Source organism: Inquilinus ginsengisoli (genome assembly GCF_031453975.1).
In the GTDB taxonomy this organism is placed as follows: Bacteria; Pseudomonadota; Alphaproteobacteria; order DSM-16000; family Inquilinaceae; genus Inquilinus; species Inquilinus ginsengisoli_A.
Genome location: NZ_JAVDPW010000001.1, coordinates 687484 through 701503, shown reverse-complemented (window position 1 = coordinate 701503; position 14020 = coordinate 687484). Strand labels below are relative to the sequence as shown.

Annotated in this window: 12 protein-coding genes; 3 read left to right on the top strand and 9 right to left on the bottom strand. The window is 69.1% G+C overall.

All coding sequences use genetic code 11. The annotated features are described in order from the left end of the window. Window positions 1-5: 5 nt before the first annotated feature. The 3 genes from E9232_RS03225 to E9232_RS03215 all read left to right on the top strand — a co-directional run bounded on the left by E9232_RS03225 (window position 6) and on the right by E9232_RS03215 (window position 3085). Window positions 6-1031, top strand: a complete 1026-nt coding sequence (locus E9232_RS03225; RefSeq protein ID WP_309792101.1) for a VIT1/CCC1 transporter family protein — start codon at window positions 6-8, stop codon at window positions 1029-1031. Window positions 1032-1490: 459 nt separating this feature from the next. After that, on the top strand, window positions 1491-1703 hold the full coding sequence (locus E9232_RS03220) for a ParB N-terminal domain-containing protein (RefSeq protein ID WP_309792100.1): 213 nt from the start codon (window positions 1491-1493) through the stop codon (window positions 1701-1703). A gap of 446 nt (window positions 1704-2149) precedes the next feature. Next, complete coding sequence (locus E9232_RS03215) at window positions 2150-3085, top strand: LysR family transcriptional regulator (protein ID WP_309792098.1); 936 nt, start codon at window positions 2150-2152, stop codon at window positions 3083-3085. On the opposite strand, the gene E9232_RS03210 is transcribed toward E9232_RS03215, so the two are convergent. From E9232_RS03210 to E9232_RS03170, 9 genes are all read right to left on the bottom strand, one after another. Next, the gene (locus E9232_RS03210; RefSeq protein ID WP_309792097.1) at window positions 2980-4443 is read right to left on the bottom strand and encodes an MmgE/PrpD family protein; all 1464 of its coding nucleotides are present in this window, start codon (window positions 4441-4443) and stop codon (window positions 2980-2982) included. The genes E9232_RS03215 and E9232_RS03210 overlap by 106 nt on opposite strands. Before the next feature lie 14 nt (window positions 4444-4457). After that, a complete protein-coding gene (locus E9232_RS03205; RefSeq protein WP_309792096.1) occupies window positions 4458-5510 on the bottom strand; it encodes a serine hydrolase domain-containing protein in 1053 nt (350 codons plus the stop codon). Continuing rightward, window positions 5507-6295, bottom strand: coding sequence for an ABC transporter ATP-binding protein (locus tag E9232_RS03200; protein ID WP_309792095.1), 789 nt, complete (start codon window positions 6293-6295; stop codon window positions 5507-5509). Before E9232_RS03200 ends, E9232_RS03205 begins: the two co-directional genes overlap by 4 nt. Further along, window positions 6292-7158, bottom strand: coding sequence for an ABC transporter ATP-binding protein (locus E9232_RS03195; protein WP_309792094.1), 867 nt, complete (start codon window positions 7156-7158; stop codon window positions 6292-6294). Before E9232_RS03195 ends, E9232_RS03200 begins: the two co-directional genes overlap by 4 nt. Beyond that, entirely contained in the window at window positions 7151-8071 is a 921-nt protein-coding gene (gene nikC / locus E9232_RS03190; RefSeq protein WP_309792093.1) for a nickel transporter permease, read from the bottom strand. Before nikC ends, E9232_RS03195 begins: the two co-directional genes overlap by 8 nt. A gap of 8 nt (window positions 8072-8079) precedes the next feature. Continuing rightward, window positions 8080-9150, bottom strand: a complete 1071-nt coding sequence (locus tag E9232_RS03185) for an ABC transporter permease (RefSeq protein ID WP_309792092.1) — start codon at window positions 9148-9150, stop codon at window positions 8080-8082. A 9-nt stretch (window positions 9151-9159) separates the two neighbouring features. Next, on the bottom strand, window positions 9160-10794 hold the full coding sequence (locus tag E9232_RS03180) for an ABC transporter substrate-binding protein (RefSeq protein WP_309792090.1): 1635 nt from the start codon (window positions 10792-10794) through the stop codon (window positions 9160-9162). Between the two features lie 42 nt (window positions 10795-10836). Beyond that, the gene (locus E9232_RS03175; protein ID WP_309792089.1) at window positions 10837-12471 is read right to left on the bottom strand and encodes an ABC transporter substrate-binding protein; all 1635 of its coding nucleotides are present in this window, start codon (window positions 12469-12471) and stop codon (window positions 10837-10839) included. Window positions 12472-12586: 115 nt separating this feature from the next. Further along, window positions 12587-14014 (bottom strand): M20 family metallopeptidase, encoded by a 1428-nt coding sequence (locus E9232_RS03170; RefSeq protein WP_309792084.1) that lies wholly within the window; start codon window positions 14012-14014, stop codon window positions 12587-12589. Between the last annotated feature and the right edge of the window lie 6 nt (window positions 14015-14020).

The following is a 14020-nucleotide window of genomic DNA, read 5'->3' as shown; positions in this document are numbered from 1 at the left end:
CGGGGATGGACAAGAATGCACGGACTCGATGGACGGAGGAGATGACCTCCGCCTGGCTCTACGGAGCGGTGGCGCAAGCGGAAGGAGATCCGCGCCAACGCGCCCTGTTCGATGCGCTTCGAACGGCGGCCGAGCGACAGGCCGCCGTCATCGCCGATGGCGGGTTCCCTCCCGCGTTCGAGCCGAGCCGGCGTGCCCGCATCGTCGCCTCGCTGGTGCGGCTCTTCGGTCCGCGCCGCATGCTCCCGGTTCTGGCTGCGATGAAGATCCGCGGCCTTTCCGCATATGCCAACCGCGGGCAGGCCGACGGGCACGCAATGCCCATCTCGGTCGCCGACGTCGGGCGCAGCCACGGAGGCACCGGCGGAGGCACGTTGCGGGCTGCGGTTTTCGGGGTCAATGACGGCCTTGTCTCGAACACCTGTCTGATTATGGGCGTCGCCGGAGCGGCCTCCGACCCGTCCTTCATTCTGCTGTCCGGCGTCGCCGGCCTCCTCGCCGGAGCGTTCTCGATGGCGGCCGGCGAGTATATCTCGGTCCGGTCGCAGCGCGAGATGTACGAATACCAGATCGCACAGGAGCGAGATGAGCTGGCGCGTTATCCGACCGAGGAGGCCGAGGAACTCGCGCTGATTTATGCGGCGCGCGGCATCCCGGCCGACGACGCGAGACGCATGGCCCGGGCGCTCGTGAGCCGGCCGTCCCAGGCGCTCGACACGCTGGCGCGTGAAGAGCTCGGTCTGAACCCCGACGACCTGGGATCGCCGCTCGGTGCGGCGCTCTCTTCCTTTGCGGCATTCGCCATTGGCGCGACGCTGCCCCTAGCGCCCTTCTTGTTCGGCCTAGCCACTCGCGGCGTGCCGATCGCGGCCGGGCTTGCGGGAATTGCGCTCTTCGCCATCGGCGCCGTCCTGAGTCTGTTCTCGGGCCGCGGCGCATTTGCAGGCGGCCTCCGAATGCTGGTGATCGGAGCGGGCGCCGCAGTAGCAACATACATCATTGGAACTGTATTCGGGGCGAGCATTGGCTAGTGGGATGACGAGCCGGTCTGCCTTCCTCGGCGCCTTCCGCCCGCTTCGCACAGGTCCATCCAACATTCGGGCCTGATCCGGTCATACTGATTTTGTGTTCTCAGATGTCGGAGGTCTACGCCCAGCTCGTGTGGACGACGAAGCGCTTCGATTCATCCAGCGACGGCAGCCTTGGGATCGGCGTCTCTAATCGCAGACCTATGATCCCGCGGACGCGGGACGATTGAGGGGGCCAGCCACCCTCGGCGCAAGGGTCCGCGGCCTCACGGCCGCCAGGGCACCGGGCCTCCCCAGGTTTCGGCCACGTCCGCGGCCTGTAACGCTCCGCTGCGCTTCGCCCCTTCGCAAGCGACGGGCTGGGCGATCCCCCTCCCGCCGCCCTGCCCTTGCGCCTTCACCCCCGCGCCTCGCCGACGGGGCGTCTTCGGTCGCATGCGCAACCGAAGCAGGATGAAGGACGTGAAACAGATCCCGTTGGACAAGCTGCAGGCATCGACGCCCGCCGAGCGCAAGCATGGCGTCATCGTGGTCCACGAGCGGCCGGACGGCAGGTACGGCGTCGTCATCGGCAAGCGCTGCCTCAGGCTGCTACAAGAGCTTCACGGACGCGACCTGATCCCAGCCGACACCCCGGTTCAGTGCCTGGTCCTGGACGAAGGCGGGGATCGGTGACCGGTGTCCGGCCAGAAGTCCGCCACTCCGAGCTGTCGTTCGGACGTGGCCGGAGCGCGCCGATTCTGTTGAAAAGTCGGAGCGCCATTTCCGCGCGCAACAAGGAGACTAAAAGTAGGTGGCCGGAGCACAAAAAGATGCTAGATGGCGGCCGGATCTGCAGCAAACTTGCTCGATTTTGCACTCCAAGTAGTCGTTCGGGACTTTTTCAACGATATCCGCCATATCCGGACAAGGTCCAGACGTCCCAACACCGGACATTGCCCATCGCGGCGGAATCCACTGCTTTCCGGCTGCGTTGCGCGGGCTTAGGTTTCCATAGGCGGCCACCGCACTCGGCTCCTATCGGTGGACGGGAGCTCTGTGGCCGCTCTTTCCGTCGCGCCCCGGCCCGTCCTGTCGGGATCGCGTGCGGACCTGCCCCGAATTCCAAGCGGAGGCCCTTGATGGAAGTCAAATGGCTGGAGGATTTCCTCAGCCTGTCCGCGACATCGAGCTTCTCCCGCTCCGCGGAGGAGCGACGGGTCACGCAATCGGGCCTGAGCCGCCGCATCCGGCAGCTCGAGACCTGGATCGGCGTGCCGCTGTTCGATCGCACCAGCTATCCCGTCCGGCTGACCGCCGAGGGGCAGGAGTTCCTGCCGCGGGCGCGGAAGATCCTGGACCTCGTGCTGCAGACCCGGGCCGATCTGCGCGACCGCCACGCGGCCACTGCCGACGTGGTGACCTTCGCGACGCTGAACACCCTGTCACTGACCTTCTTCCCGAACTGGATCCGGCGCATGGAGGAGTTGGTCGGGCCCACGCGGACCCGCTTTTGCGAGACCCGGTCGACCTTCGCAGGCATCATCGCAACGCTGATCGACGGGCATAGCGACTTCCTGCTGACTTATGCCCATGACTCGGTGCCGCTGATGAGCGAGCTGGCCTATTGCGAGCACTTTCACCTGGGCGAAGAGCGGGTCATCCCGGTCTCCGCACCCGATGCACGGGGCTCGCCGCGGCATGCGATCGAGGCCGGCAATGGGCCCATCCAATATCTCAGCTACGGCAGCGGCTCCTTCTTCGGCCATGGCCTGGTCAAGCTGTTCATCGAGCGCCCGCTGCCGCTCGCGGTGGTCTACGAGAACGCCATGTCGGCCGCGCTCAAGGCCATGGCCCTGGCCGGGCGCGGCCTGGCCTGGATCCCGGAGAGCCTGATCGCAGAGGAACTGCGCTCCGGCGCCCTGGTCCGGGCCGGCAGCCCGTCCTGGACACTCGACGTGGAGATCCGCCTCTATCGCACCTCCGCCGCCAGCCGCCCCTGCGCCGAGCGGTTCTGGTCCGCCGTGCCCGACTCGCGCGAGACGACGCCCCCGCCCCGCCGGGCCTCGGTCGCCTGACCGGCCAGCGCCAGCGCCGGTTCGAGGAAGGAGAGATCGGCCTGCGCGTCCAGCCGGTCGAGGCGGTCGTGGAGGCGGGTGGTTCCGGACGCGTCCAGCACACCGCGGCAGCAATCGGCGAATTTGGCGCGGCGGTCGGCGTCGTCGAAAGGATCGGTGATGGTGCCCTTGGCCGCGGCGCGCTCGCCCGGCAGCACCCGGCCATCGGCGAGACGGATGGTGACCCGGTGCGGCAACGGCCGCCCGGCCGCCCGTTCCGCCTCCGCCGAATGGGCGGTCATGGTGATGCGCGGCAGCAGGGCGCGCGCCGCCTCCGCCCCCACAGCCGCGGCCGTGAAGTCCGACAGCTCCAGCCGGTCCTTCAGCAGCGCCAGGGCGACGCAGTACTGCATCGAGAAGCGCGCCTGCATCTCGTCCGCGGGATCCGGATAGGCCAGGTTGCGCTGGTTGACGAGGCCGACCAGGGTCTCGACCGCCACCACCTCGGCCGCCGCGAAACCGTGCTGCGCCTTGAGGTCTAGGACGATGTCGACCGCGTTGTGGGTCGAGCCGCAGCAGGGATGGCGCTTCGGCATCAGCCCCTCGCTCTCGATCACATGCGGTGCGCCGATCGCGACCCCGTCCCAGCCGGCGGCGTCGGGCCCGCCGAACAGCTCGCGGAAGCCCTGCGGTGCCTCCAGGATGTCGGTCCGGCCGGTCATGCCGCAAGCCGCCAGCGCCGCCGCCTCGACCGCGTTGCGCGCGGCCAGCCCGGCATGCAGCGGCTTCGCCGGCGTGCCGAACTGCCCCTTCACGCCGGAGGCCATGCTGACCGCCAGGCTCATCGCCCGGGCGATGCCGGCTTGGTCCAGGCCGCACAGCCAGGCGACGCCCGCGGCGGTGCCGATGCAGCCGACGGTCGAGGTGGCATGCCAGCCGGCCGTGTAGTGCGACGGGTTGACCCCGCGCCCGACCGCGGCCTGCGCCTCCAGCCCGACCAGATAGGCGTCGACCAGCGCCCGCCCCGACGCGCCGCGGGCCAGTGCCGGGCCCAGCAGCGCCGGCACCAGCACGGCCGAGGCGTGGCTGCAGCCCGGGCGGAAATTGTCGTCGTAGTCGAGCGCATGCGCCGCGGTGCCGTTGACCAGGGCCGACAGCGCCTCCGCCGCCTGCCCGCCGCCGACCACGGTGCAGCGCGGCCCGTCCGCGATCGAGCCGGCGAAGGCGGTGCGGACTGCCCGCACCGCCGGATCCCCTGCCCCGGCCAGCATGCAGCCGATGGTGTCGGCGATGGCGTGGTGGGCGCGCTGGCGGGCGAGATCGCCGAATCCGACCCCGGATCGGCTCCAGCGCGCGATCGCCTCGATGATGCCGGCCATGCGGGCCCTCCGGTCTAAGCGGCCATGCCCGCCCTGCGGGCGTCGAGGATCAGGGCGAGCAGCCGGCCGAACTGGAACCGGTCGATCTCCGGTCCCCTCGCCGCCCCGTCGATCTTTTCAGTGTCGGCGCGATGGACGATGACGAGGTCCAGCGGCGGGATGACGACGCAGACATGGCCGCCGGCGCCCTGGGCGCTGTAGGTGCCCTCGGGCACGATCGCGCCGGGGAAGGCAATGCCCTGCCGTGCCACCCACCACATATAGCCATAGGCGCCCCGTGCCCCCGCGTCGGAATAGGGCAGCACGCTGGCCGCCGCCCAGCTCTGCGGCACCACCTCGCGCTCGCCCCAGCGGCCGTCGCGCAGGAACAGCAGACCGAAGCGCGCCAGGTCGCGGCTCGACATCCGGAACGGATAGGCCGGATGGACCGAGCACGGGTCGGGCTGCAGCCAGCCATCTTCCCGCTCCGCATCGAAGCGGAAATCCTGCATGCCCAGCGGCGCGGCGATCCGGTCGCGAAAGGCGGCGTGGATGCCGAGGCCGGTCCGCTGCGTGTAGATCGTGCCGAGCGCGTTGAAGTCCCAGTTGCTGTAGCACCACACCGTGCCCGGCGCGTGGGCGTGGCGCGGCGGCTTCAGTGATTTCATCCACGCCGTCTCGTAGCCCGCCGGGTGGAAGATGCCGGACCGGGCGGTCAGCAGGTCGTAGACCGTCGCCTGCTTCTCGCGCTCGCTCAGCCCCTCGCGGTCGTCGATGCCGAGCGCCGCCAGGGTCAGCGACAGGTCGATGGTTCCGTCGCCCTCATGCGTGCCGATCAAGGCGCTGAGGAAGCTCTTGCGCATCGAATGGCACGGATAGTGCCGGGTGACGTCGCCACGGCTGGCGATCACCCGCCCGCCCTGCACCAGCATCAGGGCGGCGCTGCCGATGCGGTCGGCATAGGCCCAGACCCGGTCCAGATGGTCGAGCGACCAGCCGGCTGCCCGGATGTCCTCGACCATCTCCCACTCGGCGCCGGGCCAGGGGTCCGCTTCGTCGGTCGTGGCGACGCCCGCATCCCACATCATGCCACCGCCCCCTCTTCCACCTCCGGCGCCGGCCGGTAGCCGGTGCTGGCCTCCAGGAAGCCGCGGGTGTAGTCGTCCTGCGCCTGGCGGGCGCGGACGCCCTGTTCCGTCATTTCCTCGACGATGCGGCCGCCATTCATCATGGCGATGCGGTCGCACAGATGGGCGATCACCGGCAGGTCGTGGGTCACCATCAGATAGGTCAGGCCGCGCTCGCGCCGCAGCGCCTTGAGCAGGTTCAGGATCTCGGCCTGGACCGAGACGTCCAGCGCCGAGGTCGGCTCGTCCAGCAGCAGGATCTCCGGCTCGATGATCAGGCTGCGCGCGATGGCGACGCGCTGGCGCTGCCCGCCCGACAGCTCATGCGGATAGCGGTAGCGGAAGGCACGGCCGAGGCCGACCGCGTCGAGCGCCGCGTCGATCCGCTGCTCCTGCCGGTCGAAGCCGTGGATCCTGAGCGGCTCGGACAGCACGGCCCGCACCATCTTGCGCGGATGCAACGAGGCATAGGGGTCCTGGAACACCATCTGCACCCGGCGGAAGAACGCCTTGTCGCGCTTACGCGGCACCTCGCGGCCGCGGAACAGGATCGACCCCTGATAGCCGGTGTTGAGCCCGGCCAGGGCGCGCAGCACGGTCGACTTGCCGCAGCCGGATTCGCCGATCAGGCCGAAGGATTCACCCTGCTTCAGGACGAAGGACACGTCGTCGACCGCGGTCATCGCCGCGGCGCCGGAGCCGAAGGTGACGCGCAGGCCGATCGCCTCGAGGATCGCGTCGGTCATGCCGCGGCCCCCGCCCGGAAGGTCGGGCCGTCGAGCCAGGCCGGGTCACGGCTGGGCACCTGCAGCGTGTCGACCGGCCGGTCGAGCTGCGGCAGGCTGTCGAGCAGCGCGCGGGTGTAGGGATGCTGCGCCCGGTGCAGCTCCTTCGCCGGCAGATCCTCCATGATCCGGCCGGCATACATCACCAGCACCCGGTCGCAGAAATCGGCCACCAGGTTGAGGTCGTGGCTGATGAACATCAGCCCGGTGCCGCGCCGGGTCACCAGCTCGTCGAGGATGGTCAGCACCTGCCGCCGCACCGTGACGTCGAGCGCCGAGGTCGGCTCGTCGGCGATGATCAGGTCCGGTTCAGGGATCAGCATCATCGCGATCATGATGCGCTGGCCCATGCCCCCGGAGACTTCGTGCGGGAACAGCCGGAACACCCGCTCGGGATCGCGGATATGGACGGCGTCCAGCATCTCCAGCGCCCTTGCCTGCGCCACGCGCGCGCCGACCCGGTGGTGCAGCCGGTAGGCCTCGGTGATCTGCCGGCCCACCCGCATCAGCGGGTTCAGCGAGAATTTCGGGTCCTGCAGGATCATCGAGATGCGGTTGCCGCGGATCGCCCGCATCCGCCGCTCCGAGGTCGTGAGCAGGTCGATGCCGTCGAAGGCGAGCCGTTTCGCCGTCACCCGCGCCGCCTTCGGCGTCAGCTTCAAGACCGCCCGGCCGGTCAGCGATTTGCCGGAGCCGGATTCGCCGACGATGCCGACCTTCTCGCGCCCGACGGCGAAGGAGATGCCGCGCACCGCCTGGATGGTGCCGCGGCCGCCGGAAAAGTCGATGCGCAGGTCCTCGACTGTGAGCAGCGGGTCAGCCATGGCGGGGATCCAGGATGTCGCGCAGCCCGTCGCCGAACAGGTTGAAGGCCAGGCTGGTGAGCAGGATGGCGCAGCCGGGGATCGCCGCGATCCACCAGCTGGTCAGCACGAATTCGCGGCCGCTGGACAGCATCGCCCCCCATTCCGGGCTGGGCGGCTGGGCGCCGAGGCCGAGGAAGCCGAGGCCGGCGGCGGTGAGGATGATTGCCGCCATGTTGAGCGTGATCCGCACCACCACCGAGGGCAGGCACATCGGCACCACATGGGACAGGATGATCCGCAGCGAGGACGCCCCCTGCAGCCGCACCGCGGCGATGTAGTCGGAGGACCGGATCGACAGCGTCTCGGCCCGCGCCAGCCGCGCGATCGGCGGCCAGGCGGCCAGCGAGATGGCGATGATCGCGTTCTGGATGCCGGGCCCGAGCGCGGCGACGAAGGCCAGCGCCAGCACCAGGCTGGGGAAGGCCAGGAAGATGTCGACGACGCGCATCAGCACCATGTCGACCCAGCCGCCGAGATAGCCCGAGGTGGTGCCGATCAGCAGGCCGATCGGCGCCACGATCAGCGCCGTCAGCACGGCGATATAGAGCGTGATCCGGGCGCCGAAGACGATGCGGCTGAACACGTCGCGGCCGAGCTCGTCGGTGCCGAGGAAATGCGCGGCCGACGGCGGCCGCAGCCGGGTGGAGAGGTCCTGGGCGTAGATGTCGTGCGTCGCGATCAGCGGCGCGAACACCGCCAAGACCAGGATCACCAGCAGGATGACCAGCCCCAGCAGCGCCGGGGGGTTGCCCACCAGCCGCAGCAGCTTGAGCCAGAGCTGCTGGGCGCGGGCCTGCATCGGCGAGGCCGGGACCGGGGCGTGCAGCCAGGCCCTGATCGAGCCGGTGCGAAGGGCGGTGTCGCTGGGCATGTCCGCGCTCATCGGGTGCGAGGGTCGAAGATGCGGTACAGCAGGTCGCACACCAGGTTCAGCGTCACGAAGATGACGCCGATCAAGAGTGTGCAGCCCACCACCGCGTTCATGTCGCCGGCCAGCAGCGTGTTGGTCAGGTAGCGGCCGAAGCCGGGCCAGGCGAAGACCGTCTCGGTCAGCACCGCGCCTTCCAGCAGGAAGGCGTAGGACAGGGCCACCACCGTCACCACCTGCACCGCGATGTTGCGGAAGGCGTGGATCCAGACGGTGCGGGCCCAGGACAGGCCCTTGACCCGCGCCGCCACCACATACTCCTGGCCCAGCTGCTCGATCATGAAGCTGCGGGTCATCCGGCTGATATAGGCCAGCGCGCTGAAGCCGAGGATCGAGGCCGGCAGGATGATGTGGCTGAAGACATTCCCGAACACCTCCCACTGACCCCGCAGCGCGGTGTCGAGCAGCAGGAAGCCGGTCATCGGCTCGATGTCGAACTCGTAGGTGAAGTCGATGCGCCCCGGCCCGCCGACCCAGCCGAGCGTGGCGTAGAACAGCACCAGCCCCATCAGCCCCAGCCAGAAGGTCGGCGCCGAATAGCCGAGCAGGCCGACCACCCGGACGATGTGGTCGACCGCGCTGTCGCGATACATCGCCGCCAGCACGCCGAAGGGGATGCCGAGCCCGGTTCCGATGATGATGGCGACCGTCGCCAGCTCCAGCGTCGCCGGGAACACCCGGGCGATGTCCTCGACCACCGGCTTGCCCGTGGTCAGGGCGGTGCCGAGGTCGAGGCTGACGATGTCGCGCAGGTAGCGCAGGAACTGGACCCAGATCGGCTGGTCCAGCCCGAGCTGGCGGTACACCGCGTCATAGGCGGCCTGGGTGGCGTTGTCGCCGAGGATGGCGGCGACCGGGTCGAGCGGCAGCATCCGTCCGATGAAGAAGGTCAGCGCCGCCAGCCCGAACAGGGTGACGGCGACGGACAGCACGGTCCGGCCGGCCGCCAGCGCCCAGGACGACAGCGGGTTCCGTCCTGGGCGGGCAAGCCGGCGGGGCGCGACGATGGGGGTGTCGACCATGGCCCGGCGCTACTTGGCGACGGTTTCGTAATAGGTCCGGAAGCCGTTCCAGCGCCAGTTCTTCAATGTCTTGCGGATGCCGGCGACATTGTAGGTCTGGAACATGACGGCGAAGGGCCCCTCCTGCATCATCTGCAGCTGCAGGTCGCGATAGAGCGCGTTCCGCTTCTCCGGATCCGGCTCCAGCAGCGCCGCCTCGACCGTCCGGTTCGCGTCCTCGGAGGAGAAGGAGGCGTTCCAGCTTGGGTTCTGGGTCAGCTTGGCCTCGGCCCGGTTGTCCGGGTTGTAGACCAGCCGCGAGGCGTTGCCATGCGCGTCGGGAACGCTGGTCTGCCACGACGACATCGAGGTCTCGAAATCCCGGCCGCGCACGCGGCTGAACAGCTGGGCGTTCGCCATCCGCTCCACCGTCAGCTCGACGCCGATCCGGGCGGCGTTCTGCTGCACGCTCTGCGCGACCGGCGCGGCATGCGGCAGGGTGCCGATGAAGACGCTCGCCTTGAAGCCGTCGGGGTAGCCGGCCTCGGCCAGCAGCGCCTTGGCCTTGTCGAGATCGAGCGAGAAGGGTTGCCCTTCGGTCTCATCCAGCGCGCCGACCGCGCCGATCTGGGCGAAGCTGGCCCGCGGCACGCCGATGTTCGACATCACGGTCTTGGCCAGGCCGTCATAGTCGATCAGGTAGCGCATCGCCAGGCGGACCTTCGGGTTGGCGAAGATCGGGTTGGCGTTGTTGAACGACCAGTAGAACAGCTGCGGCCGGAGGACCCGGACGATCGACACGTCCGGCGAGGTCTCCAGATCCTTCAGATCCTCCGGCGTCAGGTCGCGGGCGACATCGACATCGCCCTGGGTCAGCAGCAGGCGCTGGGTTCCGGCCTCCGCCACATGGCGGATCAGGATGCGCTTCAGCGCCGGCGCCTGGCCCCAATAGGTGTCGTTCGCCTGCAACACCACAGCCTCGCCGGCGTTCCACTGCGCCAGCCGGTAGGGGCCGACGCATTCGGTGCGGGTCGTCAGGTATTTGTTGCCGAGGTCGCCATTCACCTCATTGGCCAGGATGGTCTTGCGGTCATGGGTGAAGGAGACGCGGTTCGCGGCGATCCCCTGCAGCACCAGGTTGGTCGGATAGGGCTTGTCGAGCTTGAGGACCAGCGTGCTGTCGTCCGGCGCGGTGATCTGGGCGTCGACCTTGTCCTTGGTGAAGCCGTACTCGTTCAGCGTCGCCGCATTGCCGAAGCCGAGCTTGACAACGCGCTGCATCGACCAGGCCGTATCGGCCGCCGTCGCCGGGTTGCCGGAGGGGAACACCGCCCCCTTGCGCAGATGGAAGGTGATCTGCTGGCGGTCGTCGGACACGTCCCAGCTCTCGGCGAACAGCGGCACCGCCTTGGCCTCGTCCGCCGGATCGACATCGACCAGCGGGTCGCAGGTGGTCTGCACGATCTCGTTGGTCACCACCTCGCCGATCTGGGCGGGATCGAAGGTGCTGATCGCGTCGACGTTCCAGGCCATGACCAGCGCGTTCGACGGCGTGGCCGCCCCGGCGGCGAACGGCGCCGCGCCGAGGACGGCACCGCAGACCGCGCCGAGGATGAGACGAAGCGGACGGGATCCGGGCGGCGCCGGACTCGAAGCAGCGAGCATCGTGGAGCCTCCGTGCTGTGCGGAAATCGGTGTCCGGCGCCGCTACTTGCTGGCCAGGGCGTAGTAGGTGCGGAAGCCGTTCCAGGTCCAGGTCTTCAGCGATTTGCGGATTGCGGCAGGGTCGTACATCTGGAACATGATCGCCATCGGCCCCTGCTGCAGGATCTGCTTCTGCAGGTCGTGATAGATCGCGTTCCGCTTCTCCGGATCGCTCTCCAGCAACGCCGCATCGACCTTCCTGTTCGCGTCCTCGGAATAGAAGGCGGCCCGCCAGGCCGGGTACTGGGTCAGCTTGGCCTCGGCCCGGTTGTCCGGGTTGTAGACCAGCCGCGAGGCGTTGCCATGGGCGTCGGGCACGCCGGTCTGCCAGGCCTGCATCGCTGTCTGGAACTCGCGGCCGCGGACCTTGCTGAACAGCTGGGCGTTGGCCATCCGCTCCAGCGTCAGCTCGACGCCGACCTTGGCGGCGTTCTGCTGCACGCTCTGCGCGATCGGGGCGGAATGCGGCAGGGTGCCGATGAAGACGGTGGCCTTGAAACCGTTCGGGTAGCCGGCCTCGGCCAGCAGCGCCTTGGCCTTGTCGAGGTCGAGCGAGAAGGGCTGCCCCTCCTTCTCGTCCAGCGCGCCGACGGCGCCGATCTGGACAAAGCTGGCCCGCGGCACGCCGGTATAGGCCATCACCGTCTTGCCGAGGCCGTCATAGTCGATCAGGTAGCGCATCGCCAGGCGCACCTTCTCGTTCGAGAAGATCGGGTCGGCGTTGTTGAAGGTCCAGAAGAACAGCTGCGGCTTCAGCACCCTGACGACCGACACGTCGGCCGAGGTCTCCAGGTCCTTCAGATCCTCCGGCGTCAGGTCACGGGCGATGTCGACATCACCCTGGGCCACCAGCAGGCGCTGCGTCCCCGCCTCCGCCACATGGCGGATCAGCACGCGCTTCAGCTTCGGCGCCTCGCCCCAGTATTTGTCGTTCGCCTGCAGCACCACGGCCTCGCCGGCGTTCCACTGCGCCAGCTTGTACGGGCCGACGCACTCGGTGTGGGTGGCGAGGTACTTGTTGCCGAGGTCGCCGTTCACCTCATTGGCCATGATGGCCTGCTTGTCCATCGTGGCGGCGACGCGGTTCGCGGCGATCGACTGCAGGATCAGGTTGGTCGGATAGGGCTTGTCCAGCTTGATCACGAGGGTGGCGTCGTCCGGCGCGGTGATCTGGGCCTCGACCTTGTCCTTGGTGAAGCCGAATTCGGTCAGCGTCGCCGCGTTGCCGAGGCCGAGCTTGACCACGCGCTGCATCGACCAGGCGGTGTCGGCCGCGGTGACCGGGTTGCCGGACGGGAAGGTGGCGCCCTTGCGCAGATGGAAGGTGATCTGCTGGCGGTCGTCGGAAATCTCCCAGCTCTCGGCGAAGAGCGGCACCACCTTGGCCTCGTCCGCCGGGTCGAAATCGACCAGGGTGTCGCAGGTGTTCTTGATGATCTCGTCGGTCACCACCTCGCCGATCTGGGCCGGGTCGAAGGTGCTGATGGCGTCGATGTTCCTGGCCATCACCAGCGCGTTCGACGGCGTGGCCGCCCCGGCGGCGAGCGGCGCCACGAGGATGGCGGCGCCGCAGGCCGCGCCGAGGAGATGTCGGAGCGGGCGGGATCCGGGCGACGCCGGGATCGGACGGGCGAACATGGATCGAGCCTCCGTGCTTGTTCTGTTGGTGTCGTCCGGCGCCCTCCGCGACCTTGTTCCGGGTGGCCGGCCTCGTTCGTCGGGCCGGTCTGTCCCGCAGGGTCAGTCCGCCTTGTCAGGCCGCCTTCGGCCGCGGCTGCAGCGGCGGCTGCACCTCCGCCGGGATCGGGCAGACATAGGGCGTCGCCGCGACCCGCTCCTGGTGATCCTGCTTGGCCCGGGCCATCAGCAACTCGTCATTCATCACGTCGAGCGCCGTGCCGGCCATGACCTTGGCGGCATGGACCATGCCCTTATGCGCGGCCGGCGCCATGCCCTGGGCGGTGATCTGCCAGGAATGGCCGGGCGTGCCGATGGCGTGGGTGGCGACCCGCGCCTGCACCGTCGGCACCACCCAGCTGACATCGGCGACGTCGGTCGACCCGATCATCGGCTCGCCCCTGGAGTCCTTCGGCACGATGAAGTCGCACAGCGGCAGATCCTTGCGCGGCGGCACCCCGACGCGGCGATAATCGGTGAGGATGTCCTCCTCGCTCAGCGTCGCCTGGATCTGGGCGGCATAGTCGCGGTCGGCCGCGTCGAACGGCACCGGGCCGAGGCGCAGCAGATGCTGGTGCATCGCCTCCTCCAGCGGCGTGTTGCCGAGCATGTTGGAGACGGCGCTCATGATCGAGATCGCGACCGAGGTCTCGGTCATCATCGCGGCGCCGTGGGCGATCTTCTTGACCCGTTCGTTCAGCGCCAGCATGCCGGCCAGGTCGCGGGCGCGGATGGCATAGCGCACCTTGGCCGAGGCCTGCACGACATTGGGCGCGATGCCGCCGGAATCGATCATGGCGTAGTGGATGCGGGCGTCGGACGGCATGTGCTCGCGCATGTAGTTGACGCCGACATTCATCAGCTCGACGGCATCGAGCGCGCTGCGGCCGAGATGCGGCGCCGCGGCGGCGTGCGAGGCGCGGCCGGTGAAGTGGAAGTCCATCCGGGTGTTGGCCAGCGACAGCGCCTCATCGACCCGGGTCAGCGACGCCGGATGCCAGGTGATGGCGATGTCGACATCCTCGAAGGCGCCGGCGCGCACCATGAAGGCCTTGGCCGCCCCGCCCTCCTCCGCCGGGCAACCATAGTAGCGCACACGGCCCGGCCGGCCGGTCGCGGCCAGGAAGTCCTTGACCGCGGTGGCCGCCAGCAGGGCGGCGGAGCCGAGCATGTTGTGGCCGCAGCCATGGCCGTAGCCGTTGCCGGGGATCGGCCTGGGCTCGGCGATGTTGGCCTCCTGGCTCAGCCCCGGCAGGGCGTCGTATTCGCCGAGGATGGCGATCACAGGCCCGCCCTCGCCCGCCTCGCCCATCACCGCGGTCGGGATCCCGGCGAGGCTCTCGGTCACGCGGAAGCCCTGGGCCTGCAGCATGGCCGTGTGCTCGGCGACCGACCGGTACTCGGTGTAGGCGATCTCGGGCATGCCCCAGATCCGGTCGCTCAGCCCCACGAACTCCGTCCGCTTGGCGTCGACCAGCTGCCAGATCTTGTCGGAATTCTGCATGGTTCT